Annotated in this window: 20 protein-coding genes and 1 pseudogene; 6 read left to right on the forward strand and 15 right to left on the reverse strand. The window is 58.7% G+C overall.

What is annotated here, in order from left to right:
* Window positions 1-192: 192 nt before the first annotated feature.
* From ACA061_RS16520 to ACA061_RS16530, 3 genes are all read left to right on the forward strand, one after another.
* Window positions 193-543: a toxin gene (locus ACA061_RS16520; protein WP_497301953.1), complete on the forward strand. Its 351-nt coding sequence runs from the start codon at window positions 193-195 to the stop codon at window positions 541-543.
* Complete coding sequence (locus tag ACA061_RS16525) at window positions 533-847, forward strand: helix-turn-helix domain-containing protein (protein WP_027614657.1); 315 nt, start codon at window positions 533-535, stop codon at window positions 845-847. Before ACA061_RS16520 ends, ACA061_RS16525 begins: the two co-directional genes overlap by 11 nt.
* A 175-nt stretch (window positions 848-1022) precedes the next feature.
* Entirely contained in the window at window positions 1023-2348 is a 1326-nt protein-coding gene (locus ACA061_RS16530; RefSeq protein ID WP_497299640.1) for an OprD family porin, read from the forward strand.
* Between the two features lie 619 nt (window positions 2349-2967).
* On the opposite strand, the pseudogene ACA061_RS16535 reads toward ACA061_RS16530, so the two are convergent.
* The 6 genes and pseudogenes from ACA061_RS16535 to ACA061_RS16560 all read right to left on the reverse strand — a co-directional run bounded on the left by ACA061_RS16535 (window position 2968) and on the right by ACA061_RS16560 (window position 10313).
* Window positions 2968-3348, reverse strand: a pseudogene (locus ACA061_RS16535) (DUF6124 family protein).
* 475 nt (window positions 3349-3823) lie between these two features.
* Entirely contained in the window at window positions 3824-4153 is a 330-nt protein-coding gene (locus ACA061_RS16540) for a DUF2790 domain-containing protein (RefSeq protein ID WP_497299641.1), read from the reverse strand.
* Between the two features lie 67 nt (window positions 4154-4220).
* Window positions 4221-4424, reverse strand: a complete 204-nt coding sequence (locus tag ACA061_RS16545; RefSeq protein WP_150604166.1) for a co-regulatory protein PtrA N-terminal domain-containing protein — start codon at window positions 4422-4424, stop codon at window positions 4221-4223.
* Window positions 4425-4660: 236 nt separating this feature from the next.
* On the reverse strand, window positions 4661-7807 hold the full coding sequence (locus ACA061_RS16550) for a CusA/CzcA family heavy metal efflux RND transporter (RefSeq protein WP_497299642.1): 3147 nt from the start codon (window positions 7805-7807) through the stop codon (window positions 4661-4663).
* A 15-nt stretch (window positions 7808-7822) separates the two neighbouring features.
* Window positions 7823-9016, reverse strand: a complete 1194-nt coding sequence (locus tag ACA061_RS16555; RefSeq protein ID WP_497299643.1) for an efflux RND transporter periplasmic adaptor subunit — start codon at window positions 9014-9016, stop codon at window positions 7823-7825.
* A 49-nt stretch (window positions 9017-9065) separates the two neighbouring features.
* Window positions 9066-10313, reverse strand: coding sequence for a TolC family protein (locus ACA061_RS16560; protein WP_497299644.1), 1248 nt, complete (start codon window positions 10311-10313; stop codon window positions 9066-9068).
* Window positions 10314-10849: 536 nt separating this feature from the next.
* Here ACA061_RS16560 and ACA061_RS16565 point away from each other — a divergent pair.
* Together ACA061_RS16565 and ACA061_RS16570 are read left to right on the forward strand one after the other, a co-directional pair.
* Window positions 10850-11524 carry a heavy metal response regulator transcription factor gene (locus ACA061_RS16565; protein WP_150604162.1) on the forward strand — a complete coding sequence of 225 codons (675 nt, stop codon included), beginning with the start codon at window positions 10850-10852 and terminating at the stop codon, window positions 11522-11524.
* Window positions 11521-12954 carry a heavy metal sensor histidine kinase gene (locus tag ACA061_RS16570; RefSeq protein ID WP_210553076.1) on the forward strand — a complete coding sequence of 478 codons (1434 nt, stop codon included), beginning with the start codon at window positions 11521-11523 and terminating at the stop codon, window positions 12952-12954. Before ACA061_RS16565 ends, ACA061_RS16570 begins: the two co-directional genes overlap by 4 nt.
* 262 nt (window positions 12955-13216) lie before the next feature.
* Here the strand turns inward: ACA061_RS16570 and ACA061_RS16575 are convergent, their stop codons facing one another.
* From ACA061_RS16575 to ACA061_RS16600, 6 genes are read right to left on the reverse strand one after another with little or no spacing between them, the layout of a single operon-like run.
* A complete protein-coding gene (locus ACA061_RS16575) occupies window positions 13217-14959 on the reverse strand; it encodes an ABC transporter substrate-binding protein (RefSeq protein WP_042559890.1) in 1743 nt (580 codons plus the stop codon).
* Window positions 14960-15007: 48 nt separating this feature from the next.
* Window positions 15008-15280 (reverse strand): DUF2160 domain-containing protein, encoded by a 273-nt coding sequence (locus ACA061_RS16580; RefSeq protein ID WP_042559891.1) that lies wholly within the window; start codon window positions 15278-15280, stop codon window positions 15008-15010.
* A 10-nt stretch (window positions 15281-15290) separates the two neighbouring features.
* The gene (locus ACA061_RS16585; RefSeq protein ID WP_150615212.1) at window positions 15291-16091 is read right to left on the reverse strand and encodes a carbohydrate ABC transporter permease; all 801 of its coding nucleotides are present in this window, start codon (window positions 16089-16091) and stop codon (window positions 15291-15293) included.
* Between the two features lie 9 nt (window positions 16092-16100).
* A complete protein-coding gene (locus tag ACA061_RS16590) occupies window positions 16101-16967 on the reverse strand; it encodes a carbohydrate ABC transporter permease (RefSeq protein WP_042559892.1) in 867 nt (288 codons plus the stop codon).
* A complete protein-coding gene (locus tag ACA061_RS16595; RefSeq protein WP_497299645.1) occupies window positions 16964-18079 on the reverse strand; it encodes an ABC transporter ATP-binding protein in 1116 nt (371 codons plus the stop codon). Before ACA061_RS16595 ends, ACA061_RS16590 begins: the two co-directional genes overlap by 4 nt.
* Entirely contained in the window at window positions 18079-19173 is a 1095-nt protein-coding gene (locus ACA061_RS16600) for an ABC transporter ATP-binding protein (RefSeq protein WP_042559894.1), read from the reverse strand. The genes ACA061_RS16595 and ACA061_RS16600 overlap by 1 nt, the downstream gene beginning before the upstream one ends.
* A 374-nt stretch (window positions 19174-19547) precedes the next feature.
* Between ACA061_RS16600 and ACA061_RS16605 the strand changes: the two genes are divergently transcribed.
* Complete coding sequence (locus tag ACA061_RS16605) at window positions 19548-21386, forward strand: sigma-54-dependent Fis family transcriptional regulator (RefSeq protein WP_497299646.1); 1839 nt, start codon at window positions 19548-19550, stop codon at window positions 21384-21386.
* Window positions 21387-21506: 120 nt separating this feature from the next.
* Here ACA061_RS16605 and ACA061_RS16610 read toward each other — a convergent pair whose 3' ends face one another.
* From ACA061_RS16610 to ACA061_RS16620, 3 genes are all read right to left on the reverse strand, one after another.
* Window positions 21507-22715, reverse strand: coding sequence for an MFS transporter (locus ACA061_RS16610; protein ID WP_497299647.1), 1209 nt, complete (start codon window positions 22713-22715; stop codon window positions 21507-21509).
* Window positions 22716-23026: 311 nt separating this feature from the next.
* Complete coding sequence (cysS, locus tag ACA061_RS16615) at window positions 23027-24409, reverse strand: cysteine--tRNA ligase (protein ID WP_042559897.1); 1383 nt, start codon at window positions 24407-24409, stop codon at window positions 23027-23029.
* A 21-nt stretch (window positions 24410-24430) separates the two neighbouring features.
* The gene (locus ACA061_RS16620) at window positions 24431-26128 is read right to left on the reverse strand and encodes a glutamine--tRNA ligase/YqeY domain fusion protein (protein ID WP_042559898.1); all 1698 of its coding nucleotides are present in this window, start codon (window positions 26126-26128) and stop codon (window positions 24431-24433) included.
* Between the last annotated feature and the right edge of the window lie 34 nt (window positions 26129-26162).

Below are 26162 nucleotides of genomic sequence, written 5' to 3' on the forward strand. Positions count from 1 at the left end.
GGATTGCTCCGACACGTCAATTGCGAGGTCTCTTCGCTACTCAATTGAAAGTTCTCACCGCACTGGTCGATTCGTCCTACAGGTCTTTTTACGACCGTTGTCTACCGTTGAAAAAGGGACGAAAAGGATGGCCTAGAGGCCTTGACCGATTCGATTGTTGAGAAAACACTATACGTAGGTAACGTACAGAAAATGGATGCTCTTTTTATCGAACTACCTGTGCTTCAGAAGCACCGAGACGATTACCTGGACGACGATCTGTTTCGCAGCTTTCAGTTGGAGCTACTGAAAGACCCTGAGGCGGGCGATCTCATCGAGGACACCGGCGGGCTGCGCAAAATTCGCTTCTGCGACCAGCGACGCGGTAAAGGGAAGCGCAGTGAGTTACGGGTGATTTATTACTGGTGGTCGGGCTTCGACCAATCCTGGCTGTTCACGGTTTACAGCAAAAACGATCAAGACAATTTGACAACTGCCCAGAACAAGCTTTTCAGACAAACGCTGGACAGAGAACTCAACGCGAGAACCCACTATGAAACGTGACATTTTTTCCGAACTGATGGATGGCCTGGAGGCCCTCGCCGACGAGCGCCAAGGCAAGATCACACTGCGAACCCACAAGGTTCAGTTGCCAAAACTGATGCCGATCACTGCCGAAGAGGTCATCGCCATCCGCCAACAACTCAACCTCTCCCGATCAGTGTTCGCTATGTACTTGCGAACCAATACTCGAACGCTCGAAAACTGGGAGCAAGGTCGAGCAACGCCGAATGCCCAGGCCACAACCCTGATCCGGCTGGTCGAGCGTTTTCCGCAGACGATCGAACAGCTCGCAGCCCTGACCTGATATCCAAGGGCTTCGCTCCATCCACATGACGAAATTGTAATTCCCTCATCACCTTGGCGTTATCCGCAGCTTGCAACGATGTTACCCGGCGACCATGCCGGCGGGCGCTTGCCCGTCGAACAATAAAATCCACGCCGAAGCACGTTCCCGTTCTGCCGAACCCAAGGAGTGTTTGATGGTTAACAATACAAAAATGTCGATGGCCGCTTTAGCGGTGGTGGTTGGCTCCGGGCCGTCCATGGTGTTTGCAGAAGAAAAAGCGGAAGGCTTTATCGAAGGCAGCAGCCTGACGGTGCTCAACCGCAACTTCTACTTCAACCGTGACGACCGCAACGGCCAGTCCAGTTCTACCGGCAATGGTTACTCAGAAGCCTGGGCGCATGCGGTGATCAGCAAGTTCGAGTCCGGTTTCACTCAAGGCACCGTCGGGGTCGGAGTCGATGCGTTTGCCATGATCGGCTTGAAGCTCGACACCGGTGACGGGCGCAACGGTGGCCGCAGTTCGTTCGATGTGCTGCCGGTCAACAGTGACGGCGAGGCGCGGGACGAATACACCAAGGTCGGGGGTGCCGCGAAAGTGCGGGCGTTCGATACGGTGGTCAAGGTGGGTGATGTGTTCCCCGCCAACCCGGTGCTCGCAGCAGGTGATTCACGATTACTGCCAGAGAGTTTTCGTGGTGTGACGGCGACCAACACCAGTATTGAAGGTCTTTCGGTGCAAGGTGGTCGTTTGCATGCGATGAGCCAACCGGTGTCGAGCGACATGCGGGAGAACTTCGCGACCTTCTATGCAGGCCCGGTCAATTCGCCGTGGATCGCGTATGGCGGCGGTGACTATGTGCTGAATAAGAACCTCAGCGTCAGTCTCTATTCCAGTCGTCTCAAAGATGCCTGGAACCAGTATTACGCAGGCACCGCGTGGACATATCCGCTGGCGGATGACCTGTCGCTGTTTAGTGGTTTGAATTACTACAAGGCTGTCGACGAGGGCAAACAACTGCTCGGCGAGTTCGACAACAACATCTGGAGCGGCCGGGTTGGCGTGAAACTCGGCGCGCATTCCGTCGCCGTCTCCCACCAGCGCAACAACGGCAACGACGATTTCGATTACCTGCGCCAGTCCGACTCGATCTTCCTCGACAACTCCATCCAGTACAGCGATTTCAACTCGCCAAAAGAACGTTCGTGGATGGTGCGCTACGACCTCGACATGACCACCCATGGCGTGCCCGGTTTGTCGTTCATGACTCGCTACGGCCGCGGCACCGACGCCGACTATTCCAACGCCAACACCGTGTACATGCGCCGCGATGCCGAGGGCAATCCGCTGACGGATCAGAAGCGTTGGGAGCGGGATATCGAAGTCAAATACGTGGTGCAGAGTGGTTCGTTGAAGGACATGTCACTGCGTTTGCGCCAGGCCACCACCCGCGCCACGGCGTTCGAGTCGGACCTGGAGGAAGTGCGGGTGATTGTCGAGTATCCGTTGGCGATTCTCTGAGTTCACGAGCAATGCACATTCACCTTTAGAAGCTCCTTGCTCCTTTGGAAAGAGGTGAATTTTTTGGCGTCCTTTGGGGCGCCTTTTTTATGCGTTAGCTTTGGCACGGTTTTCCAGGGCAGGAAAGCAGCCCTCACGGTAAAGACCGGGTACATCCTTTAAGTTTGAGACCAGGACATGGTTTACAGGTATCAATCACCGTCAGTGCGCCTGGCATGACGACTTGCACGATCTCCAGGCGTCATGTGATCCCTGCTGTCCGGCAGCACACCGAGCTACGTTTACTTTCAGCTCCACCGTTTTCGACGAATTTTCAGTTGGCATAAGCACAAGTTGTTTCGGGCCGGGTTGGCTTCAATAGCCTGTTCGAATGCGCTAAATGCAACGTCATCGAGAAGATATAGCTGTGCTACCGGATTCGTCTGTTGACACGTGAAGGCTGCGAGATCAATCACATGCCGTTTCTTTTGATCCGTACTTCGATAGCTTGAAAAGGGATTGGTAATCACATCGAGTTCAGTTGGACTAGGCATTGACCTGCCTCCGTTGTATTCGAACATTGACCTGCGTGCGCCACGATGTGGCGAGAGATAACCAATCTCGCCACGTGGCTCAGTGCCTACACCGCAGGCTCGACGTTATCCAGCGCTCTGTTCACCGCCAGTTCGCCGAGCATGACGACTTGGGCGATGCCCAGAATCGTCTTGCGATGCGTGCCTTCCAGCAGCGCGGCGAAGTCACCGAGCATGACGCTGGCCGAGCCTAGGGATTCGCTGGCGTTGGCCAGCAGGGATTCGGTGTCGGCGGTGGGATTGACCTGGAACATCTGGTTCTGGACGTAGGGCGTGGCCATGATGGCGGCGGTGGGTTTGAGGTAGAAGTCGAGGGCGCGGTCGGCGGCTTAGTGGAGTTTGCGGGTGTCTTCGCAAGCGTAGGGGGACGTTGTATTGGCGTCCGCAGGGACGGTTGTTTCGGGCGGATTGGGTGTTGGCTTTTTCATGATGAAACTCCGGTGTGGCAATGGAGCTGGCCCATTCGGTTCCAATCGAAGGGTGGCAGCTGTACGCAGGTTGGAACCCGGGCCACCAGACAAAACCCGACAGACTCGAAGTCTCCCGCGCACAGCCGCCATAACGGAGTGCACACCATCAAGGTGCGCAAGCATACGTCATGAAAGACGCTTTGGCGCTGACACGTTCTCCGGGGTTCCAATCCCGATCGCTGATTGGGCAGCGACCCACACAGGCTAGAGAGCCGACGTCCGACGGACAACCTGAAAACATTGTGGGAAGGTTCTGTATTTCCCACACAAGCTTTAAACATCCCGAATCGAAATACACATCGTCATTTCGAAATCCTCCCCTGTAGGAGCTGCCGAAGGCTGCGATCTTTTGATTTTGATTTTAAAGATCAAGATCAAAAGATCGCAGCCTTCGGCAGCTCCTACAGGGGACCGTGTTCTGATCGTTGGCGGATCAGCCGCGCTGGCGGCATTCGCCGGCCACGTTGTATCTGAGGGTGTTGAGCTGGCCTTTCGAGTCTTCGTAGGTCATGACGGTGGGGACCACGGCGCAAGTAGCCGGCGGCTTCACAACGCTGACGATTTTCACCACATCCAGCTTCATGCCGTATGCGTATTCCTTCACCACTGGCGGCGCTTTGCCCTGGTTGGTGGCGTATTGCTCCATGGCTTTGGAGTTGGCGCTGAGTGCGCGTTCAAACGCGCGGTCACCACCACCTTCGGCAAGCACATTCAGCGACATTGCCAGCACCCCGGCGAACACTATCCACTTGATCAACTTCATGTTTATAACCTCCATAAAAAAGCCCGGCATCGATGCGCGATGTCGGGCTTGTTCAGTTGCGACACGCTTACAGGTCTTGGGTCTTGTCGTCTTTCCTTTCATTGACCACGACCGGATTACCAGCGGCCTGTTCCCGGGTAACGAACAGCTCCACGGAGCGGTCATTGGCGGTCATCATTTTTTCGAAGGTGCGGTCGCCGCCACCTTCGGCCATGGCCAGGGAAGACATCACTAACGCGGCGGCGAAGGCACTGATTTGGGCGAATTTCATGTTTGATTCCTCGTTTAAGTAGCTGACGGGATCAAGGTAACAATCCGAACCTATCGGGACGGTGGCGCAGGGATTACATATTCGTTATCTGGCCTTACCCCACCACTGAGCAGCCTGCTGCAATACCTGTGGCGAGGGGATTTATCCCCGATGGACTGCGCAGCAGGCCTGCTTTTTTGGGGCCGCTGCGCGACCCATCGGGGATAAATCCCCTCGCCACAGGGTTGTGTTCACAATCAGGTGGGCATTGAGTCCTCATCCCGGCGATGGGCGAGTTGGTACAGCGCCGGCAAGATCAGCAGCGTGAGAATGGTCGAGGACAGAATCCCGCCAATCACCACCGTCGCCAATGGCCGCTGCACTTCCGCGCCCGTACCGGTCGCCAGCGCCATCGGAATGAACCCCAGAGAAGCCACCAGCGCCGTCATCAACACCGGCCGCAATCGCGTCAGTGCTCCGAGGTTGATCGCATCCGTGAGTGACCGCCCCTCCTCCCGCAAATTACGAATAAACGCAATCATCACCAAGCCGTTGAGCACCGCCACACCCGACAGCGCGATGAATCCGACTCCGGCAGAGATCGACAGCGGAATATCCCGCAACCACAGCGCCATGACGCCCCCGGTCAAGGCAAACGGAATCCCGGTAAACACCAGTAAGCCATCCTTCAGGTTGTTGAACATCATGAACAACAATCCAAACACCAACAGCAATGCCACCGGCACCACGATCTGCAAACGCTTGGCCGCCGATTGCAGTTGCTCGAACTGTCCGCCCCAACTGGTCCAGTAACCGGGCGGGACTTGCACGTCGCGTTCGATCACTTCACCCGCCTCGGCAACGAACGAACCGATATCGCGCCCGCGCACGTTGGCGCTGACGATCACCAGGCGCTTGCCGTTTTCGCGGCTGACCTGATTCGGCCCCAGCACCAAGTCGAGGCTGGCGACTTCTTGCAACGCGATGAAGCCGATCTGATCCGCCGCGCCATTCACCGCCGGCACCGGAATCAGCAGCGACGACAAGCCTTCGATGTCTTTGCGCATGGCATCGGACAAACGCACGACCATGTCAAAACGCCGATCCCCCTCATACAACGTCCCGGCCTGACGCCCACCCACGGCCACGGCAATGGTGTCCTGCACATCGCCGACGTTGAGCCCGTAACGCGCCGCTTTGTCGCGATCGATGTTGATGGTCAGCACCGGCAACCCGGTGGTTTGCTCGACTTTGACTTCGGATGCGCCATTGACCTTCTGCATCGCCGCCGCAATCTTCGCTGCCGTGGCGTTGAGCACGTCCATGTCATCGCCAAACACCTTCACCGCCACGTCACTGCGCACGCCGGAGATCAGTTCGTTGAAGCGCAACTGAATCGGTTGCGACAGCTCATAGTTGCTGCCCGGCAATGTGGCGGCGGCGGCTTGCAGTTCGGCCATCAGTGTTTCGCGGGACTTGTCCGGGTCCGGCCATTGCTCTTTCGGCTTGAGCATCACGTAGCTGTCGGAGATGTTCGGCGGCATCGGGTCGGAGGCAATTTCGGCGGTGCCGGTGCGGGCGAACACGCGCTCGACTTCCGGCACTTTCGCCAGAATCAGCGTTTCCAGACGCTGCTGCATATCGACCGATTGCGTCAGGCTGGTGCCCGGTACACGCAAGGCCTGCAGGGCAAAATCCCCCTCACTGAGACTCGGCACAAACTCACTGCCCATACGACTGGTCAGCACACCACTGAGCACAATCACGCCCACCGCCGCACCGATTGCCACGGTGCGATGAGACATGACCCACGCAAGAGCTGGTGCGTAAACGCGACGTGCACCGCGCATCACCATGCCCTCTTCTTCCTTGACCTTGCCGGTGACAAACAGCGCAATCGCCGCAGGAACAAAGGTCACCGAAAGCAGCATGGCACCGAGCAACGCGATGACCACGGTGAACGCCATCGGATGGAACATTTTCCCTTCGACGCCGCTCAGGGCGAAGATCGGCAGGTACACGACCATGATGATCAACTGGCCGAAAATCAGTGGGCGCCGCGCTTCTTTCGCCGCCGCAAACACTTCATGGAAACGCTCGGATCGCGTCAGCAATCGCCCGTGACGCTGCTGCGCGTGAGCCAAGCGGCGCAGGGTGTTTTCGACGATCACCACCGCGCCGTCGACGATAATGCCGAAGTCCAGCGCCCCCAGACTCATCAGGTTAGCGCTGACCTTGTTGCTGAACATGCCGGTGAAGGTGAACAGCATCGACAGAGGAATCACCATCGCGGTAATCAGCGCCGCACGGATGTTGCCGAGGAACAGGAACAGAATCGCGATCACCAGAATCGCGCCTTCGATGAGGTTTTTCTTCACCGTGGCAATGGCTTTGTCGACCAGGTGCGTGCGGTCATAAACCGTCACCGCGATCACGCCTTTGGGCAGGGATTTGTTGATCTGTTCGAGCTTGTCGGCAACCGCTTGCGACACGGTACGGCTGTTCTCGCCGATCAGCATGAACACCGTGCCGAGCACCACTTCACGGCCATTTTCCGTGGCTGCGCCGCTGCGCAATTCGCGACCGATTTCCACGGTGGCAACGTTCTTGATGCGGATCGGCGTGCCGTCGACATTGGCCATGACGATGTTGGCAATATCCTCGGTGCTCGCCACTTGCCCCGGCGCGCGAATCAGCAATTGCTCGCCGCTGCGCTCGATGTAGCCAGCGCCGACGTTGGCGTTGTTGCGCTCAAGCGCGGTGACCAGATCGGTGAGGGTCAGTTTGTACGCGGCCAGGCGTTTCGGGTCCGGCGCAATCTGATATTCCTTGGCGAAACCGCCGATGGTATTGATCTCGGCCACACCCGGCACGTTGCGCAATTGCGGCTTGATGATCCAGTCCTGTATTACCCGCAGATCGGTCGGCGTGTAGGGCGTGCCGTCGTCCTTCAGCGCCCCTTCCTGCGCCTCGACCGTCCACAGGAAAATCTCCCCAAGGCCTGTGGAAATCGGCCCCATCACGGCTTCCGCGCCTTCGGGCAATTGCTCCCTGGCGATCTGCAAACGCTCGTTGACCAGTTGGCGGGCGAAAAACAGGTCGGTGCCGTCCTTAAAGATGACGGTGACCTGCGACAGCCCCGAACGTGACAGCGAGCGGGTCTGCTCCAGCGCCGGCAAACCGGCCATGGCGGTTTCAATCGGGAAGGTGATGCGCTGCTCGGTTTCCAGCGGCGAGAACCCGGCGGCGCCGGTGTTGATTTGCACCTGGACGTTGGTGATGTCGGGCACGGCGTCGATCGGCAGTTTTTGATAACTGGCGATGCCGAGCCCGGCCATGAGCAAAACGGCGAGCAGCACGATGATGCGCTGCTCGATGGCAAACTGGATCAGGCGTTCAAACATGGGAGTCTTCCGGGATCAGTGACTGTGCTCGGCTGAGGCTTTGCCCAGTTCCGATTTGAGGACGAAGCTGCCGGCGGTGGCGACTTGCGCGTTCGCATCCAACCCTTGAGTGATTTCCACAAAACCGCCTGCGCGGCTACCCAGTTCCACGGTTTGCGCCTTGAAGCCATCGTCGGTGCGCACGAACACCGTGGGTTTTTCCTCGACGGTCTGGATGGCGTTTTCCGGTACAGCCACTTTCGCCTGACGGCTGTCAGTGGCCACCAGCGCGGTGACGAACAGCCCCGGACGCCACGAACCTTGCGGGTTTTCCAGCGTGACGCGCACGGTTGCCGTGCGGGTTTGTTCGCCAAGCAGACTGCCGACGTAGGCCACGTTGCCGGTGACTTGCGCATTCAATTCCGGCGCGCTGACGGTGACGGTTTTGCCCACCTGCACCTTGGTCAGGTCCTTGGGCGACACGCCAAACGTTACCCAAACCCGCGACAGGTCGGAGAGGGTGAAAGCCGCTGTGGTTTCATCCACCACCTCCCCCGGCGTCAGGTGTTTTTCCACCACGACACCGTCGAACGGCGCACGCAGTTCATAGCGATTGCCGCCGGTGGCGACCACGCTGCCGCTGAGCACGCTGATTTTTTGCCGGGCGTTGTTCACGGCGATTTCGGCTTCTTCCATGGCTTGCCGCGCCTGAAGAAAATCCTGCTCGGCGGAAATCTTGTCCTGCCACAGCGTCTTTTCGCGCTCATAAGTCGTGCGCGCCAAGGCCAAACGGCGTTGCGCCGCAGCCTGCTCGCTGCGCTGGTCGGAGATCTGCTGACTGGAGATGACCGCCAGCAATTGCCCCTTCTTTACCGACTGCCCGAGGTTGACCGACACCGACTCGACCACGCCGGGCACGCGTGGCACGACGTGGGCGGTGCGGTCTTCGTCGAATCGCACTTCACCGGGGAACGGTAAACCCAGGCTGATGGTTTGCGCCCGCGCTTCGGCCAGTTGAATGCCGGCTGCGGTGATCTGTTCGGCGCTCAATTCAATGTGCCCTTCTTCGCCGTGGTCGCCGTCGGCGGCGGCGCCTTCTTCAGCGTGATTGGCATGTTCCGCCCCTTCATCCGCGTGGGCGTCGATAGACGCATTGCCCGGCCACATCGAGCCGATACCGATGCCCAGGGCCAAGGTTGCCGCAGCGACCACAATCAGTTTTTTATCCATGGAAACTCCTCTGCGCCGTGCCATCGCGCAGTGTTGAAAAAGATGAAATTCAAGGGCTGACGGCGAGCTCGCCGAAAATCCGTTCGATGCGTACGCGGGCGTCGGTGGCTTCGCTGACCGCCTGGATGTATTGGCTACGCGCACTGATCAAGGTGCGTTGCGCATCGAGCACGTCGAGAAAGCCGAACTTGCCCATTTCGAAACCGCGAGTGGCGCTGTCGACGGCACTTTGCGCGGCGGGCAGGATGGTTTGGTTGAACGCTGTGACTTCGCCGTTGGCGGTCTGCCATTGCTCAAGACTGGTCTGCACTTCGGTGCGCAAACGCAGTTCGGTGGCGTTGCGCAGATCCCGCGCCTGATCGCTGCGTCGCGCAGCCGCCAGCACGTTGCCCTGATTGCGGTTGAACAGCGGAATCGGCATCGACAGCCCGACCACATTGACCCGTTCGCGCTCAGTTTCGCTGTACTGGCTGCCGAGGCTGACGGTGAGATCGGGAATGCGCTGGGACTTCTCCAGCCCCAACGAGGCTTCGCGCTGATCGATCTGCAATTTGGCCAGGCGCAGCTCGGCGGTTTCGTTCAGACGCTCCAATAACCGGCTGGGTAGCGGCACCGTGACGAGGTTTTGCGTAGCAGCTTGTACGTTGATCGAGTTTGGCAACGGTGCGCCCATGACCTGCGCCAGTTGCTGATACGCGTTGGCCTGATCGCGTTCAGCGCGGCTCAGTTCAAGGCGTACTTCGGAAAGCTGCACCTGCGCCCGCGTGCCCTCGACCGGCGAGGATTTGCCCGCCTCGATACGGCCCTGCGCCACGCGCAAACCATGCTCGGCCAGTTGCAGGGATTGACGCGACAACTGCAAGCGCTGCTGTGCGGTCTGGGCGTTGTTGAACGCCTGAATCACATCGGCGCGCAAGGCATTGCGCTTGCGCTCCAGTTCAATGCCGGCAGCGTCCTGGGCGCGGCTGGCCACATCGATGCGCGCGCCGCGTTTGCCGCCCAGTTCGATCGGCTGGCTGAGCATCACCGTAGTAGTGCGTGAATCGCGGCGGGTGTCTTCGGCCTCCCACGAGACTTCGGGATTGGGGATCAGGCCCGCCTGTTGGCGATCACCCTCGGCGATGCCGATTTCCCATTGGGCAGCGGCCAGATCGGGGTTGCCAGCGAACGCGGTTTGCAGGGCCTGCTCCAGGGTCAGGGACGATGCGAGCGCAAGGTTTGCAGTGGCCAGCAACAGAATGCCGCTGGCTATTTTTTTCAGGCGTGTTCGCGCCATCAGTTCGGTTAAACCGGGCAATTGAAGACTTCCTTTAATCAAGAATCTTTGATGCCGCCACGGTAGGGTTTTGAACTTATCGACAAGGTGACTGGAAGATTACAAATCCGTTATCCACGGTTTGCCGAAGTTGTTTTGTTTTAGGATGCGAAGTGCTAGCGGTGTTATTGCAATACATGGAAACAAATGCGCGCTAGTTATCTGCTGAGCAGCACTTGCGGAAATCAAACTCATAAGGATTTTGTGGCTTGTGCTGCGGCCGACTGTCGCAGAGCACCGTTTTAAAGCGCTTGGCGGTTGACCCTGTAGCCACTACAACCTTTATTGTCCGGACTTACCCTCACCCCAGCCCTCTCCCGGTGGGAGAGGGAGCCGACCGAAGTGTCTGGCGTTATATATCGACCTGTTACATCAAGTCGATTATGGATTCAGTAATGTTTTCTCACGTCGGCGTAGTTCTGAAATATCCCGCGCTCAGTCCTCTCTCCCTCCGGGAGAGGGTTAGGGTGAGGGGCCGCCTTAATTAAATATCCATTAAATAAAAGTGGTGATAGATCATGCGAATCCTTGTGATCGAGGACGAGCTTAAAGCTGCCGAATACTTGCATCAGGGTTTGACCGAAAGTGGCTATATTGTTGACCACGCGACCACCGGTGCGGACGGTTTGCATCTGGCGCAACAACAGGTTTATGACCTGATCATTCTCGACGTCAACCTGCCGGAACTCGACGGCTGGGGCGTGCTGGAGCAGTTGCGCCGCACCCATTCGACACGGGTGATGATGCTCACCGCGCGCGGGCGGCTGGCCGACAAGATTCGCGGGCTCGACCTGGGCGCGGACGATTATCTGGTCAAGCCGTTCGAGTTTCCCGAGTTGCTGGCGCGAGTGCGCACATTGATGCGGCGCAGCGAAAACATCCCGGTGCCGCAGGTGCTGAAAGTCGCTGATCTGGAGCTTGATCCGGGGCGGCACCGCGCCTTTCGTGGCCAGCAGCGCATCGACTTGACCACCAAGGAGTTCGCCCTGCTGCACCTGTTGATGCGCCAGTCCGGCGAAGTGCTGACCCGCACGCAGATCATTTCGCTGGTGTGGGACATGAATTTCGATTGCGACACCAACGTGGTCGAGGTGTCGATCCGGCGGTTGCGGGCCAAAATCGATGAGCCGTTCGACAATAAGTTGATCCACACCCTGCGCGGTGTCGGCTATGTGCTGGAGGCGCGTGAATGAAGCCGGCCAGCCTGTCGATGCGCCTGGGTTTGACGGTGAGTATTCTCGGCGCGCTGCTGGTGGTGTTTCTGGCGATCCTCGCGTATTTCGCCCTGACCCATGAGCTCAATGCGCTCTCTCGAGACAGTCTGAAAAAGAAGATGGAACAGGTTGAACACAGCCTCTCGTTGTATGCCGACACTAGCGAAATCGGCGCTAAACCGCACATCCTGCTTGATCAGGTCATGGGCCATGACAACCTCACACTGACGATTTACGACCGCAACAATTTGCGCACGCCGTTGCTCAAATCCGGCACTGGCATGGCCGATTCGCGCCTTGAATTGAGGGTTGTGCGGGCGATCACCGACGATTTGACCTACTCCAGCAGCACCGATGCCGAGGGCGCGAAATTCCTCACCGCGTCGAGGCTGATCAGCCTCAAGGGCGGCGCCCGCGTACCTGTGTTGCTGTCGATGGACAACGCCCACGATGAGGCCTTGCTCAGTGCCTATCTGCGCTCGACGCTGATTGCCTTGCCGTTGCTGCTGATCTTCATCGGCCTGAGCGCCTGGGGTGCGGTGCAGCGTGGGCTGGCGCCGATGCGCGAGTTTCGCAAAGTGGCGGCGATGGTCTCGACCCAGGATCTGGATCATCGGCTGTCGGTGGTGAACATGCCGCAAGAGTTGAGCGAACTGGCGCAGGGCATCAACTTCATGCTGCATCGCCTGGATGCGGGGGTGCAGCAGTTGTCGCAGTTTTCGGATGATCTGGCCCATGAGTTGCGCACGCCGATCAATAACCTGATGGGCAAGGCGCAGGTGACGCTGTCGCGCGAACGCACCACCGAGGAATACAAGGACGTACTGGTCTCGTGCACCGAAGAACTGGAGCGCGTGGCGCGGATTGTTTCGGACATGCTGTTTCTGGCGCAGGTGAGCCACCCGTCGGCGCTGGCACCGTTTGAGCCGGTTGCGCTGGAGGTTGAGGCGGCGAAAGTGGCTGAGATGTTTTCGTTGTCGGCGCAGGACAAGGACATTCATTTGAACGTGGTCGGCAGTGCTTCGGTTCTTGGGGATCGGTTGATGATTCAGCGGGCGATATCGAATCTGCTGTCCAACGCGCTGCGCCATTGTCCGTCCGGCAAAACCGTGACGTTGATGATTGAACAAGCTGCGGCGCAGACCTCATTGCTGGTGAGCAATCCCGGTACGGGGATCGAGGCGCAGCATCTGCCCCATCTGTTTGATCGCTTCTACCGCGTAGACAGCAGCCGCTCGCGCTCGCAGGGCAGCACCGGGTTGGGCCTGGCGATCGTGCGCTCGATCATGAGCCTGCATCAGGGCGTGGCCGAGGTGAAGAGTTTGCCGGGGGCGATGACCGTGTTTCGACTGGGTTTCCCTGCAGTGACACGACCGGCCCCATCGCTTGCAGGCAAGCTCCCACAGTGAGTTGCGGTGACACCGGATTTTGTACATTCCAACGAAACCTGTGGGAGCCAGCCTGCTGGCGATTGCGGTGGGTCAGTCAACATCATTGTTGAATGTAAGTCCGCCATCGCTGGCAAGCCAGCTCCCACAGTGTTCAGTGGTGCCCACAAAATCCAGGAACACTCGAGATCCCTGTGGGAGCTGGCTTGCCAGCGATGGCGGTGGATCAGCCACAAAAGAAAACGGCACCTTGCGGTGCCGTTTGCCTTTCACAGTTCCCCCATCACTTACGCGCATCCGCCCACGATTTAAGCAGCTCGTTATAACTCACGGTCTCACCCTTCGGCTTCTCGTTAGCCAGTTTCGGTTTCGGCGCACCCGGTTGATCAAACCAGTACTGAGCATCGCGTTCCGGGTTCATTTTCGGTGCGCAGGTGGCCTGGGCCTTGGAGCGTTCCAGACGCGTCATGATCGCGTCCTGATCTTTCGCCAAGCCATCAAGCGCCTGCTGCGGAGTCTTCTCGCCGCTCGCCGCTTCGGCGATGTGGCTCCACCACAGTTGTGCCAGACGCGGATAGTCGGGCACGTTGGTGCCGGTCGGCGACCATTGCACGCGGGCCGGGCTGCGATAGAACTCGACCAGACCACCGAGTTTCGGCGCCAGATCGGTCATGGCCTGCGAGTTGATGTCCGACTCGCGAATCGGTGTCAGACCGACAATGGTTTTCTTCAGCGAAACCGTTTTCGAGGTCACGAACTGCGCGTACAGCCACGCCGCGAGTTTCTGTTTCTCAGGCGTGGATTTCATGAACGTCCACGAGCCCACATCCTGATAGCCGAGCTTCATGCCCTCTTCCCAATACGGGCCTTTAGGCGACGGCGCCATGCGCCACTTCGGCGTGCCGTCGGCGTTGACCACCGGCAGGCCGGGTTTGGTCATGTCGGCGGTGAACGCGGTGTACCAGAAGATCTGCTGGGCGATGTTGCCCTGCGATGGCACCGGGCCGGACTCGGAGAAAGTCATGCCCGCTGCTTCCGGTGGCGCGTAGGCCTTGAGCCAGTCGACATATTTGGTGGTGGCAAACACCGCCGCCGGGCCGTTGGTGTCGCCGCCGCGGGTCACGCTGGAGCCGACCGGATGGCAGTCCTCGACACGAATCCCCCACTCGTCCACCGGCAAACCGTTGGGCAAGCCCTTGTCGCCGCCACCGGCCATGGAGAACCAGGCATCGGTGAAACGCCAGCCCAGCGACGGGTCTTTCTTGCCGTAGTCCATGTGTCCGTAAACGCGCTTGCCGTCGATTTCCTTGACGTCTTCGCTGAAGAATTTGGCGATGTCTTCATAGGCCGACCAGTTCACCGGCACACCCAATTCGTAGCCGTACTTTTCCTTGAACTTGGCTTTGAGGTCGGCACGCTCGAACCAGTCGGCGCGGAACCAGTACAGGTTGGCGAATTGCTGGTCGGGCAGTTGATAGATCTTGCCGTCCGGCGCGGTGGTGAACGAGATGCCGATGAAGTCCTTGAGGTCGAGGGTCGGCGAGGTGAAATTCTTGCCTTCGTTGGCCATCAGATCAGTGATCGATTCGGTCTTGCCGTAGCGAAAGTGCGTACCGATCAGGTCCGAGTCGTTGACCCAGCCGTCATAAATATTCTTGTCGGACTGCATCACCGTCTGCATCTTTTCCACCACGTCGCCTTCTTGCAGCAGGTCGTGGGTGAGCTTGATCCCGGTGATTTCAGTGAAGGCCTTGGCCAGCACTTTCGACTCATATTCGTGGGTGGTCAGGGTCTCGGAAACGACCTTGATGTTCATGCCACGAAACGGCTCGGCTGCCTTGATGAACCACTTCAATTCTTCAAGCTGCTGTTCGGCCGTCAGGGTCGACGGTTTGAATTCGCTGCCGATCCACTTTTTCGCAGCGTCTTCGTAAGCATCGGCCCAGGCAGATGCGCTCAAACCGCTGAGTGCCAGCATGGCTGCCAATGAAATGCTATGTCGCAGCTTATTGTTTTTGTCGAACATAGAGACCTCCTGTTTAGGATTTCGGAGCACGATTGCCGATCAATTCGACTAGCCCCAACGCATCACAGCCAACAGCCACACCAGGGACAACGCGGACGCGACCCAGATGCTCCAGTCGGTGGCGCCGATTACCAGCAAATGCAGGTAGGCGCTGCCGAGAAGACCGATAAACAAGCGATCGCCACGGGTGGTGGCAATCGGCAGAAACCCTCGCCGCAAAATGCTCGGCGAACGCAATTCCCAGGTGGTCATGCCCACCAGAATCAGGCCGATGACGATGAAGAATGTCGCTGTGGGGGTGGTCCAACTCATCCATTCCATCATCAGCTCCTCAGACTCGACCGAGGGCAAAGCCCTTGGCCACGTGGTTGCGAACAAACCAGATCACCAGCATCCCCGGCAGAATGGTCAACACCCCCGCCGCCGCCAGCACGCCCCAATCGATACCCGAAGCCGAAACGGTACGGGTCATCACCGCCGCAATCGGCTTGGCGTTTACCGACGTCAACGTGCGCGCCAGCAGCAGTTCGACCCAGGAAAACATGAAGCAGAAAAACGCCGTGACGCCGATGCCGGAGCCGATCAGCGGGATGAAAATCTTCACGAAGAACTTGGGGAAACTGTAGCCATCAATGTAGGCGGTTTCGTCGATTTCTTTCGGCACGCCGGACATGAAGCCTTCGAGAATCCACACCGCCAACGGTACGTTGAACAGACAGTGCGCCAGTGCCACGGCGATGTGCGTGTCGAACAGACCAATCGACGAATACAGCTGGAAGAACGGCAACAGAAACACCGCCGGTGGCGCCATGCGGTTGGTCAGCAGCCAGAAGAACAGGTGCTTGTCACCCAGGAAACGGTAGCGCGAAAACGCATAGGCCGCCGGCAACGCCACGCTCAGCGAGATCACCGTGTTCAGGCTGACGTAGTACAGCGAGTTGAGATAACCGTTGTACCAACTCGGATCGGTGAAGATCACCTTGTAGTTCGCCAGCGTGAAGTCCTGTGGGAAAAGCGTCAGGCCACCGAGGATTTCAGTGTTGCTCTTGAAGGACATGTTCAGCAGCCAGTAGATCGGCACCAGCAGGAACAGGATGTAGATCAGCAGCGGAATAAGCTTTCTCTTGCTCATGGCCGGGCCTCAGCGGTTGGCGTCGGAGTGCGTCATGGCGGTGTAGAACAGCCAGGACACCAACAGGATGATCAGGAAGTACACCAGCGAGAAAGCCGCTGCCGGACCCAGGTCGAATTGGCCTACAGCCATTTGCGTCAACGTCTGACTCAGGAAGGTCGTAGCGTTACCCGGCCCGCCGCCGGTGAGCACGAACGGTTCGGTGTAGATCATGAAGCTGTCCATGAAACGCAGCATCACCGCGATCAACAGCACGCTTTTCAGCTTGGGCAACTGAATGTGCCTGAACACCGCCCATCCCGAAGCGCGGTCGATTCGCGCAGCCTGGTAGTACACGTCGGGAATCGCGCGTAATCCGGAGAAACACAGCAGCGCCACCAATGAAGTCCAGTGCCAGACATCCATCACCAGCACCGTCACCCAGGCGTCCATGGTGTTGGCCGCATAGTTGTAGCTGATCCCCATGGCATTGAGGCTGGAACCGAGCAAACCGATGTCGGCACGGCCGAAAATCTGCCAGATAGTGCCGACCACGTTCCACGGGATCAGCAGCGGAATCGCCAGAATGATCAGCACCACCGACGACCAGCGGCCCTTGGTCGGCATGGTCAGGGCGACAGCGATGCCCAGTGGAATTTCGATCAACAGCACGCACGCCGAGTAGATGAACTGGCGCAGCAGCGAGTCATGCAGACGCGGGTCGAGCAGCACTTGCTTGTACCAATCTGCGCCGACGAAGTAGCGGCTGGACTGGTCGAAGATGTCCTGCACCGAATAGTTGACCACGGTCATCATCGGGATAACGGCACTGAACGCCACCAGCAGAAACACCGGCAACACCAGCCACCAAGCCTTGTTGTTCTGCACCTTGTTCATGGCTGCACCTCGCTGTTTTCGCCGGCTTCGAGGAGGAATTCGTCGGCATAGACCATCAGCCACTGCGCCGGAAAACTGATGTAGGCCGTGCCCTGCGGCACCGGTTTGTCTTCCGCCAGGCGAACTTTCAACGGTGCGCCGTCGAGGTCGAGGGTCATGATCTTGTAGGTGCCGAGGTCTTCGACGTGTACGACCCTGGCCTGCATCGCGTCATCAAACGGCTCGTCCCACACGTGAATAAACTCGGGACGGATGCCGACCTTCAGATTTTTCCACTGGCCATGTTCGATATGGCGCTGCAAGGCGTCGGACAACGGCAGGTGCGTCGAGGCGAAACCGACGCCACCGGGCTGCGGTTGCACTTCGATCAGATTCATACCCGGGCTGCCGATGAAGTAGCCGACGAAGGTGTGGCTCGGCCGCTCGAACAATTCCCGTGGCGTGCCGAACTGGACGATCTGGCCGCCGTACATCACCGCGATCTTGTCGGCGAAGGTCGAGGCCTCCAGTTGATCGTGGGTGACGTAGACCATGGTGATGTTGAACTGCTCATGGATCTGTTTGAGCTTGCGCCGCAGTTTCCACTTCAGGTGCGGGTCGATCACCGTCAGCGGCTCATCGAAGAGGATCGCCGAGACGTCATCGCGCACCAGACCACGGCCCATGGAGACTTTCTGTTTTTCGTCAGCGGTGAGGTTGCGCGCCTTCTTGCTCAGCAGGTTTTGCAGGTCGAGCACTTCGGCAATTTCCTGCACCTTGCTGTGCACTTTCGCCTCGGCCATGCCCTGATTGCGCAGGGGAAACGCGAGGTTGTCGAACACGGTCATGGTGTCGTAGACCACCGGAAACTGGAACACCTGAGCAATGTTGCGCTTCTCCGGCGTCAGGTCGTTGACCGCTTTGCCGTCGAACAGCACATGCCCTTGGGAGGGACTGAGCAGGCCGGAAATGATGTTGAGCAAGGTCGACTTGCCGCAACCCGACGGCCCGAGCAGAGCATAGGCACCGCCCTGTTCCCAGACGTGATCCATCTCGCGGATCGCGTAATCCTCCGGCCCACCTGGGGTTTTGCTGTAGCTGTGAGCAAGGTGTTGCAAGCGGATTTCGGCCATCAGGCAACCCTCGCGACACGCCGGCCAGGTGCTTGCACCAGACGGCCCTGCGCATCGAAAACAAACAGTTTATGGGTCGGGATATAGATGCGGATCGGCGCATCGACGTCGTATTCGTGAACGCCCGGCAAGTGCAGCACCAGCAGGAAATGCTCGTTGCGCACATGCAGAAAGGTTTCCGAACCACTGATCTCGGCGACTTCGACGGTGACCGCCAATTCCAGATCATCATCGTTGCTCGGCACCAGCGAGATGTGGCTGGGGCGCACGCCAAAGCGGAACTCACCCTCGCCCACCGGACGCAGATCGACGTTCAACGGGAAGTGCACAAAATTGGCGAAACTGACTTCGTTGCCGGCGATGCGGCCGGGCATCAGGTTGATCGGAGGCTCGGAGAACAATTCGGCGGCGAGTACCGTTTGCGGCTGGTGATAAACCTCGGTCGAAGGACCGCTCTGAATCACCCGGCCTTCGTGAAGAATGGTCGTGGTGCCGCCCAGCGCCAACGCTTCGTTGGGCTCGGTGGTGGCGTAAATCGCAATGGTGTGGCGCAACTTGAACAGCTCGCGCATTTCCTGACGCAGTTCTTCGCGCAGTTTGTAGTCGAGGTTGACCAGCGGCTCATCGAACAGAATCAGTTCGGCATCCTTGACCAGCGCCCGCGCCATGGCAGTGCGTTGTTGCTGACCACCCGAGAGCTCCAGCGGATAACGCTGCAAGAACTTCTCGATGCGCAGCATTCGCGCGGTTTCCTGCACCCGGCTGTGGATGATCTCTTTTGAGACGCCGGCCTGGCGCAGTGGCGAGGCGATGTTCTCGAATACGGTCATGGTCGGGTAATTGATGAACTGCTGATAGACCATCGACACGTTGCGCAAGCGCACCGGGCGTTGCGTGACGTCGACACCGTTCATCAGCACGCGGCCGCTGTCTGGCTTGTCGAGGCCGGCCATCAGCCGCATCAGGCTGGTCTTGCCCGACAGCGTGCGACCGAGCAAAACGTTGAACGAACCGGGTTCGAATTTCAGGCAGGCATCGTCGATCCAGATCTGGCCCTCGACGGTGCGGCTGACGTGCTCCAGGGTGAGTGACATAGCTCGGCCTTTTTTATTTTTGGAGTCAAGCGACCTGTGCACTGGAGCGACTTTCGTGCCAAAAACGGCAAGCTGTTGATTTGTCGTGAAAATCGCTGAAAACGTCGCCAAGAGGCATTCAATGGTGAACACATTTGAACAGTTGGACGATTGACAATGAACAATTGTGAACAACACTCTATGCACTCTTCGCGCATCCCCGAATGCAAACGGAATTGCCTGCGAACGCAACATCGCCACCTGTAGGAGCTGCCGAAGGCTGCGATCTTTTGATCTTGTTTTTAACAAGCGACGTCAAAAGATCGCAGCCTTCGGCAGCTCCTACAGGGGATCGCATAACAATAATAAAAATGTTGTTTCAGAGGCTGACCGCCATGGCCGCACCTGCCCCGCCGTTGTCCCACGACGCGATCGTCCAGAGTTCCTGGCAACGCTGTCGCGCGTTCGGTCTTGACCATCAGAGCACCCCGGCTTTCGATCAACTGCCCGCCGCCAGCATTGCGCGGTTACTCGACAGCCAACATTCACTGGTGCAGACCACCCATCAGGAAGTGCTGCCCTACTACGAAAACATCCTCAGCAATTCCAATTGCCTGATCATGCTCGCCGACAACCAGGGCCAGGTGCTGACCTCGTGGGGCACGCAACGCTTCATCGAGCCGAATCTGGTCCGGGGTTTTCAGGCCGGGGCGAGCTGGATGGAGCGCTGCAGCGGCACCAATGCCATCGGCACGGCGCTGGCCTGTGAGCAGGCCGTGCATATCGAACACGATGAACACTTTCTTAAAGCCAACCGCTTCATGACCGGTTCCGCCGCGCCGATTTTCGATGCCGAGCGCAAGGTGATCGCGGTGCTCGACGTCTCCAGCGACAGCTATCTGCCGCCGTCGCACACACTGGGCATGGTCAAGATGATGAGCCAGACCGTGGAGAACCGGCTGATCCTCAACCTGTTCCACGGTCAGCACTTTCAACTGACTTTTAACACCGGGTTGAACAACCTCGACAGTCAGTGGGCCGGGTTGTTGATCTTTGATGAGAGCGGCCAGGTGCTATCGGCCAATCGCCGGGCGGACAATCTGCTCGGCGTGCGTTTGTCGCGAGTGAGCGTCGAAAGCCTGTTCAAGGTGTCGTTGCTGGAGTTGATCAATCAGCCAGACGGGCTGCCGTTTGCCTTGCAGACCTCGGGGCGCAACCGTTTTCAGTGCCTGTTGAAGCGGCCGAAACAGGCACCGATTCAGGCGCGGGTTTTTACAGCTGAAGCTAAACCCGTCGTTTCAACGACGATCAGTCTCAACACTCTGCACTTCGGCGACAGCCGCGTGGAAAAAGCCGTACGGCAAGCAGAACGACTCTTGGAAAAAGACATTCCCCTGCTGATTCACGGTGAAACCGGCGTCGGCAAAGAGGTGTTCGTCAAAGCCCTGCACCAGGCCAGCTCACGCAGCAAACAGGCATTTATCGCCGTCAACTGCGCGGCGATCCCCGCCGAACTGGTCGAATCCGAGCTGTTTGGTTACGAGAAAGGCGCGTTCACGGGCGCCAACCAGAAAGGCAGCATCGGCCTGATCCGCAAGGCTGACAAAGGCACGTTGTTCCTCGATGAAATCGGCGACATGCCGCTGCCGACTCAGGCGCGGTTGTTGCGGGTGTTGCAGGAGCGCTGCGTGCAACCGGTGGGCAGCAGTGAATTGTTCCCGGTGGATCTGCGGATTATCTCGGCGACTAACCGTTCGTTGCGCGAGCAAGTGCAGCTGGGACGGTTTCGCGAGGATTTGTATTACCGCATTGGTGGCCTGACGCTGGAACTGCCGCCGCTGCGCGAGCGCAGTGATAAACAAGCGCTATTTAAACGGCTTTGGGAGCAGCATCGAGAGCCGACGCAGTGGGCGGGTATGAGTCCAGAGGTGCTGGAGTTGTTCGACAAGCATCCGTGGCCGGGGAATCTGCGCCAGGTCAGTAGCGTGATGCAGGTGGCACTGGCCATGGCTGAAGAGCAACCGGTGCGGTTGGAGCATTTGCCGGATGATTTTTTTGTTGATCTGGAGATGGAGCCGGTTGAGAGCGCGCAGCCGTTGGGGTTGGATTTGAATGATGTTGAAGCGTTGAATCGGGAGTTGAAGGCGGCTGGGGGGAATATTTCGCATCTGGCGCGGCGGTTGGGGGTTAGTCGCAATACGCTTTATAAGCGGTTGCGGCAGTTGGGCGGTTAACAGCGAAGATCAAAAGATCGCAGCCTGCGGCAGCTCCTAAACGGTGTACGCAATGCCACTGTAGGAGCTGCCGAAGGCTGCGATCTTTTGACTTTGAAAGCTATATAAAAGCAGTGTGCATTACGAATACGCCGACTCAATATTTGTCGTTGAAGCAGCAGCCAACGTACGCAACCCAATCAACACAACCACCATCATCATCACCCCCGCACCAATCGCCACCCCGAACCCCGCACGCGCGCCATAAGCATCAATCACCGGCCCCGCGAGCATGCCCCCAAGCGCTACGCCAATGCTGATGCCAGTGGTCATCCACGTCAGCCCTTCTGTCATCCTGGACGCAGGGATGATGATCGTCCCCAACTTCATGACCACGACCATGGTGGGCGCAAACGATATGCCCGCGATAAACAGCATCGCTGACAGGACATAAACATCTGTTGCGAAAACCGGCAGTACGCCGGTGACGGCCGTGACCAATATGCCGATAAAGAACTGTTTTTCGATCGGCAGGGAAACCCGCAATGCACCGAACGTAAGGCCCGCCACCAGAGAGCCGAGCGCATAGGCGGCGAGCATGAACGTGGCAGACGCGGGCCAGCCTTGATCATTGGCAAAAGCCACGACGGCGACATCGATTGCACCGCCAATGGCGCCCATCGCCAACAGCGCCAGCACGATGGTACGAACGCCGGGAATCAACAAGGTGGAGCCGGTGTGGTTCTTGTTGCCCAAGACCACTTTCGGTTCGGTCTGGCGCTGCAGGAGAAACGCCGTCACCCCGATGGCCAGCAGCCCGACCGCCACCAGTGGCCCGGCTTCGGCGAAGAAGCTCACGCTCAAACCGATCGCCAGTGGCGGGCCGATGATGTACGCGAGTTCGGTCAAGACCGTGTCCAGAGAGAACGCCGTGTGCAACTGCGGCTTGCCACGGAACAAGTGCGACCAGCGTGCCCTGATCATGGACGGCATGCTGGGCATCGTCCCCGCCAGTGCCGCCAGAACAAAAAACAAGGCGGCAGGAGCCCTCATGTAGACTGCGAAGATCAGCGCCAGCAGCATGACCACGCTGAAAGCCGTGACGATGGGCAGCACGCGACTCTGGCCGCGCTGATCAACGAGTCTCGAAATAACCGGGCCGAGCAGCGCATTGGCCAAGGTGAACGTACCGGCGACGGCGCCGGCCAACCAGTAGACACCGGTTTGCTGGACCAGCATGGTGATGATGCCGATGCCGATCATTGCTTGTGGCAGTCGGGCAATAGAGCTCGCGAGCACTAACCCGGTGGCGCCGGGGGTGGTGAACAGTTCGCGATAGTGATTGGCCATGATTCCTCCATTTATTCGTCGCTGGTCAGCATCCTGCTGCAAGCGCCGCCCATGTTGGCGGAGTCAGATATCAAGACCTACGCGTAGAGCAAAAGCAACCCCCTCACTAACGCTCTCCCGGAGGGAGAGGGTTAGTGAGGGGCTCTTCTTCGTGACAGGTCGAGGGTTGGAGGCACAGATCAAAAGATCGCAGCCTTCGGCAGCTCCTACAGGATCGCGCTCGATGTAGGAGCTGCCGAAGGCTGCGATCTTTTGATTTTAAAAAACAAAAACCCGCACAAGGCGGGTTTTGTTTGTATCAGGTACGGCAATCAGTCAGCCAGACGCCAGGTAGTCCCACCCTTACCGTCTTCCAACACAACTCCCATCGCAGTGAGCTGGTCACGAATACGGTCGGACTCAGCCCAATCCTTACCGGCCCGTGCCGCCAGACGCGCAGCAATCAGCGCGTCGACTTCAGCCGCGTCAACACGCCCTTCGGCGCCGGCCTGCAGGAAGTCATCGGCTTCGAGCTGCAACACACCCAGCACGCTCGCCAGTTCTTTCAAACGTGCAGCCAGACCTGCCGCTGCATCAAGATCGCTCTCACGCAGACGGTTGATCTCACGCACCATCTCGAACAGCACCGCGCAGGCTTCCGGCGTGCCGAAGTCGTCGTTCATCACCGTGGTGAAACGTTCGACAAATGCTTCGCCGCCGGCAGGCGCCACGTTCGGCAGGCCTTTCAACGCGTGGTAGAAACGCTCGAGTGCGCTTTTGGCGTCCTTGAGGTTGTCTTCCGAGTAGTTGATCGCGCTGCGGTAGTGGCTCGATACCAGCAGGTAACGCACGACTTCCGGGTGGTACTTTTCCAGCACGTCGCGAATGGTGAAGAAGTTGTTCAAGGACTTGGACATCTTCTCGCCATTGATGCGAATCATGCCGCAATGCATCCACGCGTTGGCGTAGGTCTTGCCGGTGGCCGCCTCGCTCTGGGCGATTTCGTTTTCGTGATGCGGGAACTCCAGGTCGCTGCCGCCGCCATGAATATCGAAAGTTTCACCGAGGCAGCAGGTCGACATCACCGAGCATTCGATGTGCCAGCCCGGACGACCGTCACCCCACGGCGATGCCCAGCTTGGCTCGCCCGGCTTGACGCCTTTCCACAGCACGAAGTCCAGCGGATCTTCCTTGGCTTCGTCGACCTCGATCCGCGCCCCGATGCGCAGGTCTTCGATCTTCTTGCGCGACAGCTTGCCGTAGCCCATGAACTTGCCGACGCGGTAGTACACGTCGCCATTGCCCGGGGCGTAGGCGTAGCCCTTGTCGATCAGGGTCTGGATCATCGCGTGCATGCCCGGAATGTGATCCGTGGCGCGCGGTTCCATGTCCGGCTTCTTGATGTTCAGGCGCGCTTCGTCTTCATGCATCGCGGCGATCATGCGCTCGGTCAACGCTTCGAACGACTCGCCGTTCTCGTTGGCACGATTGATGATCTTGTCGTCGATGTCGGTGATGTTGCGCACGTAAGTCAGGTCGTAACCGCTGAACCGCAACCAGCGGGTCACCAGGTCGAACGCGACCATGCTGCGACCGTGGCCCAGGTGGCAGTAGTCATACACGGTCATCCCGCAGACGTACATGCGCACCTTGTTGCCATCGAGCGGCTTGAAGACTTCTTTGCTCTTGGTGAGCGTGTTGTAAATCGTAAGCACGTTGGTTTCCTTGACGCTAAATCACTGGCCCCACGAATCACGCAGGGTCACGGTACGGTTGAATACCGGCTGACCTGGTTTCGAGTCCTTGATATCGGCAACGAAGTAACCTTCGCGCTCGAACTGGAAACGGTCTTCCGGCTGTGCATTGCCAAGCGATGGCTCAGCACGACAACCGGTCAGCACTTGCAGCGAATCAGGGTTGATGTTGTCGAGGAAACTGGCGCTGTCTTCGGCCTTCTCCGGGTTGGCCGAACGGAACAGACGATCGTACAGACGCACTTCGCACTCGATGCTGGCGGCGGCCGGCACCCAGTGGATCACGCCTTTGACCTTGCGGCCTTCCGGGTTCTTGCCCAGGGTTTCCGGATCGTAGGAGCAACGCAGTTCGACGATGTTGCCATCGGCGTCCTTGATCGCTTCGTCGGCGCGGATCACGTAGCTGCCGCGCAGACGCACTTCGCCGCCCGATTCCAGACGCTTGTAGCCCTTCGGCGGCTCTTCCATGAAGTCTTCACGGTCGATGTAGATTTCCCGGGCGAACGGCAGAGCGCGCACGCCCATGTCTTCTTTCGGATGGCGCGGCAGTTCGAGGTTCTCGACCTGCCCTTCCGGGTAGTTGGTGATCACGACTTTCAGCGGACGCAGCACGCACATGGCACGCGGGGCGCTGTGGTCGAGGTCGTCACGGATGCTGAATTCGAGCATGCCGAAGTCGACCACGCCGTCGGAACGGTTGGTGCCGATCATTTCGCAGAAGTTGCGGATCGATTTCGGCGTGTAGCCACGACGACGGAAGCCCGACAGCGTGGACATGCGCGGATCGTCCCAGCCATTGACGTGCTTTTCATCGACCAGTTGCTTGAGCTTGCGCTTGCTGGTGATGGTGTAGTTGAGGTTCAGGCGGCTGAACTCGTACTGACGCGGGTGCGCCGGCACTGGCAGCGCATCGAGGAACCACTCGTACAGCGGACGATGGCTTTCGAATTCCAGGGTGCAGATCGAGTGGGTGATGCCTTCGATGGCGTCCGACTGACCGTGGGTGAAGTCGTAGTTCGGGTAGATGCACCACTTGTCACCGGTCTGATGGTGATGGGCGTGGCGGATGCGGTACATGATCGGGTCGCGCAGGTTCATGTTCGGCGAGGCCATGTCGATCTTGGCACGCAGCACGCGGGCGCCGTCCGGGAACTCACCGGCGCGCATGCGGGCGAACCAGTCGAGGTTCTCTTCAACCGAACGGTCACGGAACGGGCTGTTCTTGCCCGGCTCGGTCAGGCTGCCGCGGTATTCCTTGGCTTGCTCAGGCGTCAGGTCGTCGACGTAGGCTTTGCCGGCCTTGATCAGCTCGACGGCCCAGTCGTGCAACTGGTCGAAATACTGCGAGGCGTAGCGCACTTCGCCGGACCATTCAAAGCCCAGCCATTTGACGTCGCTTTCGATCGCGTCGATGTATTCCTGATCTTCCTTGGCCGGGTTGGTGTCATCGAAACGCAGGTGCGTGACGCCGCCGAACTCCTGGGCCAGACCGAAGTTCACGCAGATCGACTTGGCGTGGCCGATGTGCAGGTAGCCGTTGGGCTCAGGCGGGAAACGGGTGATGATCTTGGTGTGCTTGCCCGAGTCCAGGTCTGCCTGGATGATCGGCCGCAGGAAGTTGACCGGCACGGCAGGGCCGGACTTGGCATTCGAGGTAGGGTCGACAGTGGGCTTGCTCATAGGATCCTTGACTTACATGTGCGCGGCCGCAGAA

The sequence above is a fragment of the Pseudomonas sp. LBUM1668 genome (assembly GCF_059695715.1).

Bases quoted from the DNA above. Each gene is read 5' to 3' on its own strand.
- ACA061_RS16520 (WP_497301953.1), top strand. From the start codon at position 193: ATGGATGCTCTTTTTATCGAACTACCTGTGCTTCAGAAGCACCGAGAC.
- ACA061_RS16525 (WP_027614657.1), top strand. From the start codon at position 533: ATGAAACGTGACATTTTTTCCGAACTGATGGATGGCCTGGAGGCCCTC.
- ACA061_RS16530 (WP_497299640.1), top strand. From the start codon at position 1,023: ATGGTTAACAATACAAAAATGTCGATGGCCGCTTTAGCGGTGGTGGTT.
- ACA061_RS16540 (WP_497299641.1), bottom strand. From the start codon at position 4,153: ATGAAGTTGATCAAGTGGATAGTGTTCGCCGGGGTGCTGGCAATGTCG.
- ACA061_RS16545 (WP_150604166.1), bottom strand. From the start codon at position 4,424: ATGAAATTCGCCCAAATCAGTGCCTTCGCCGCCGCGTTAGTGATGTCT.
- ACA061_RS16550 (WP_497299642.1), bottom strand. From the start codon at position 7,807: ATGTTTGAACGCCTGATCCAGTTTGCCATCGAGCAGCGCATCATCGTG.
- ACA061_RS16555 (WP_497299643.1), bottom strand. From the start codon at position 9,016: ATGGATAAAAAACTGATTGTGGTCGCTGCGGCAACCTTGGCCCTGGGC.
- ACA061_RS16565 (WP_150604162.1), top strand. From the start codon at position 10,850: ATGCGAATCCTTGTGATCGAGGACGAGCTTAAAGCTGCCGAATACTTG.
- ACA061_RS16570 (WP_210553076.1), top strand. From the start codon at position 11,521: ATGAAGCCGGCCAGCCTGTCGATGCGCCTGGGTTTGACGGTGAGTATT.
- ACA061_RS16575 (WP_042559890.1), bottom strand. From the start codon at position 14,959: ATGTTCGACAAAAACAATAAGCTGCGACATAGCATTTCATTGGCAGCC.
- ACA061_RS16580 (WP_042559891.1), bottom strand. From the start codon at position 15,280: ATGGAATGGATGAGTTGGACCACCCCCACAGCGACATTCTTCATCGTC.
- ACA061_RS16585 (WP_150615212.1), bottom strand. From the start codon at position 16,091: ATGAGCAAGAGAAAGCTTATTCCGCTGCTGATCTACATCCTGTTCCTG.
- ACA061_RS16590 (WP_042559892.1), bottom strand. From the start codon at position 16,967: ATGAACAAGGTGCAGAACAACAAGGCTTGGTGGCTGGTGTTGCCGGTG.
- ACA061_RS16595 (WP_497299645.1), bottom strand. From the start codon at position 18,079: ATGGCCGAAATCCGCTTGCAACACCTTGCTCACAGCTACAGCAAAACC.
- ACA061_RS16600 (WP_042559894.1), bottom strand. From the start codon at position 19,173: ATGTCACTCACCCTGGAGCACGTCAGCCGCACCGTCGAGGGCCAGATC.
- ACA061_RS16605 (WP_497299646.1), top strand. From the start codon at position 19,548: ATGGCCGCACCTGCCCCGCCGTTGTCCCACGACGCGATCGTCCAGAGT.
- ACA061_RS16610 (WP_497299647.1), bottom strand. From the start codon at position 22,715: ATGGCCAATCACTATCGCGAACTGTTCACCACCCCCGGCGCCACCGGG.
- ACA061_RS16620 (WP_042559898.1), bottom strand. From the start codon at position 26,128: ATGAGCAAGCCCACTGTCGACCCTACCTCGAATGCCAAGTCCGGCCCT.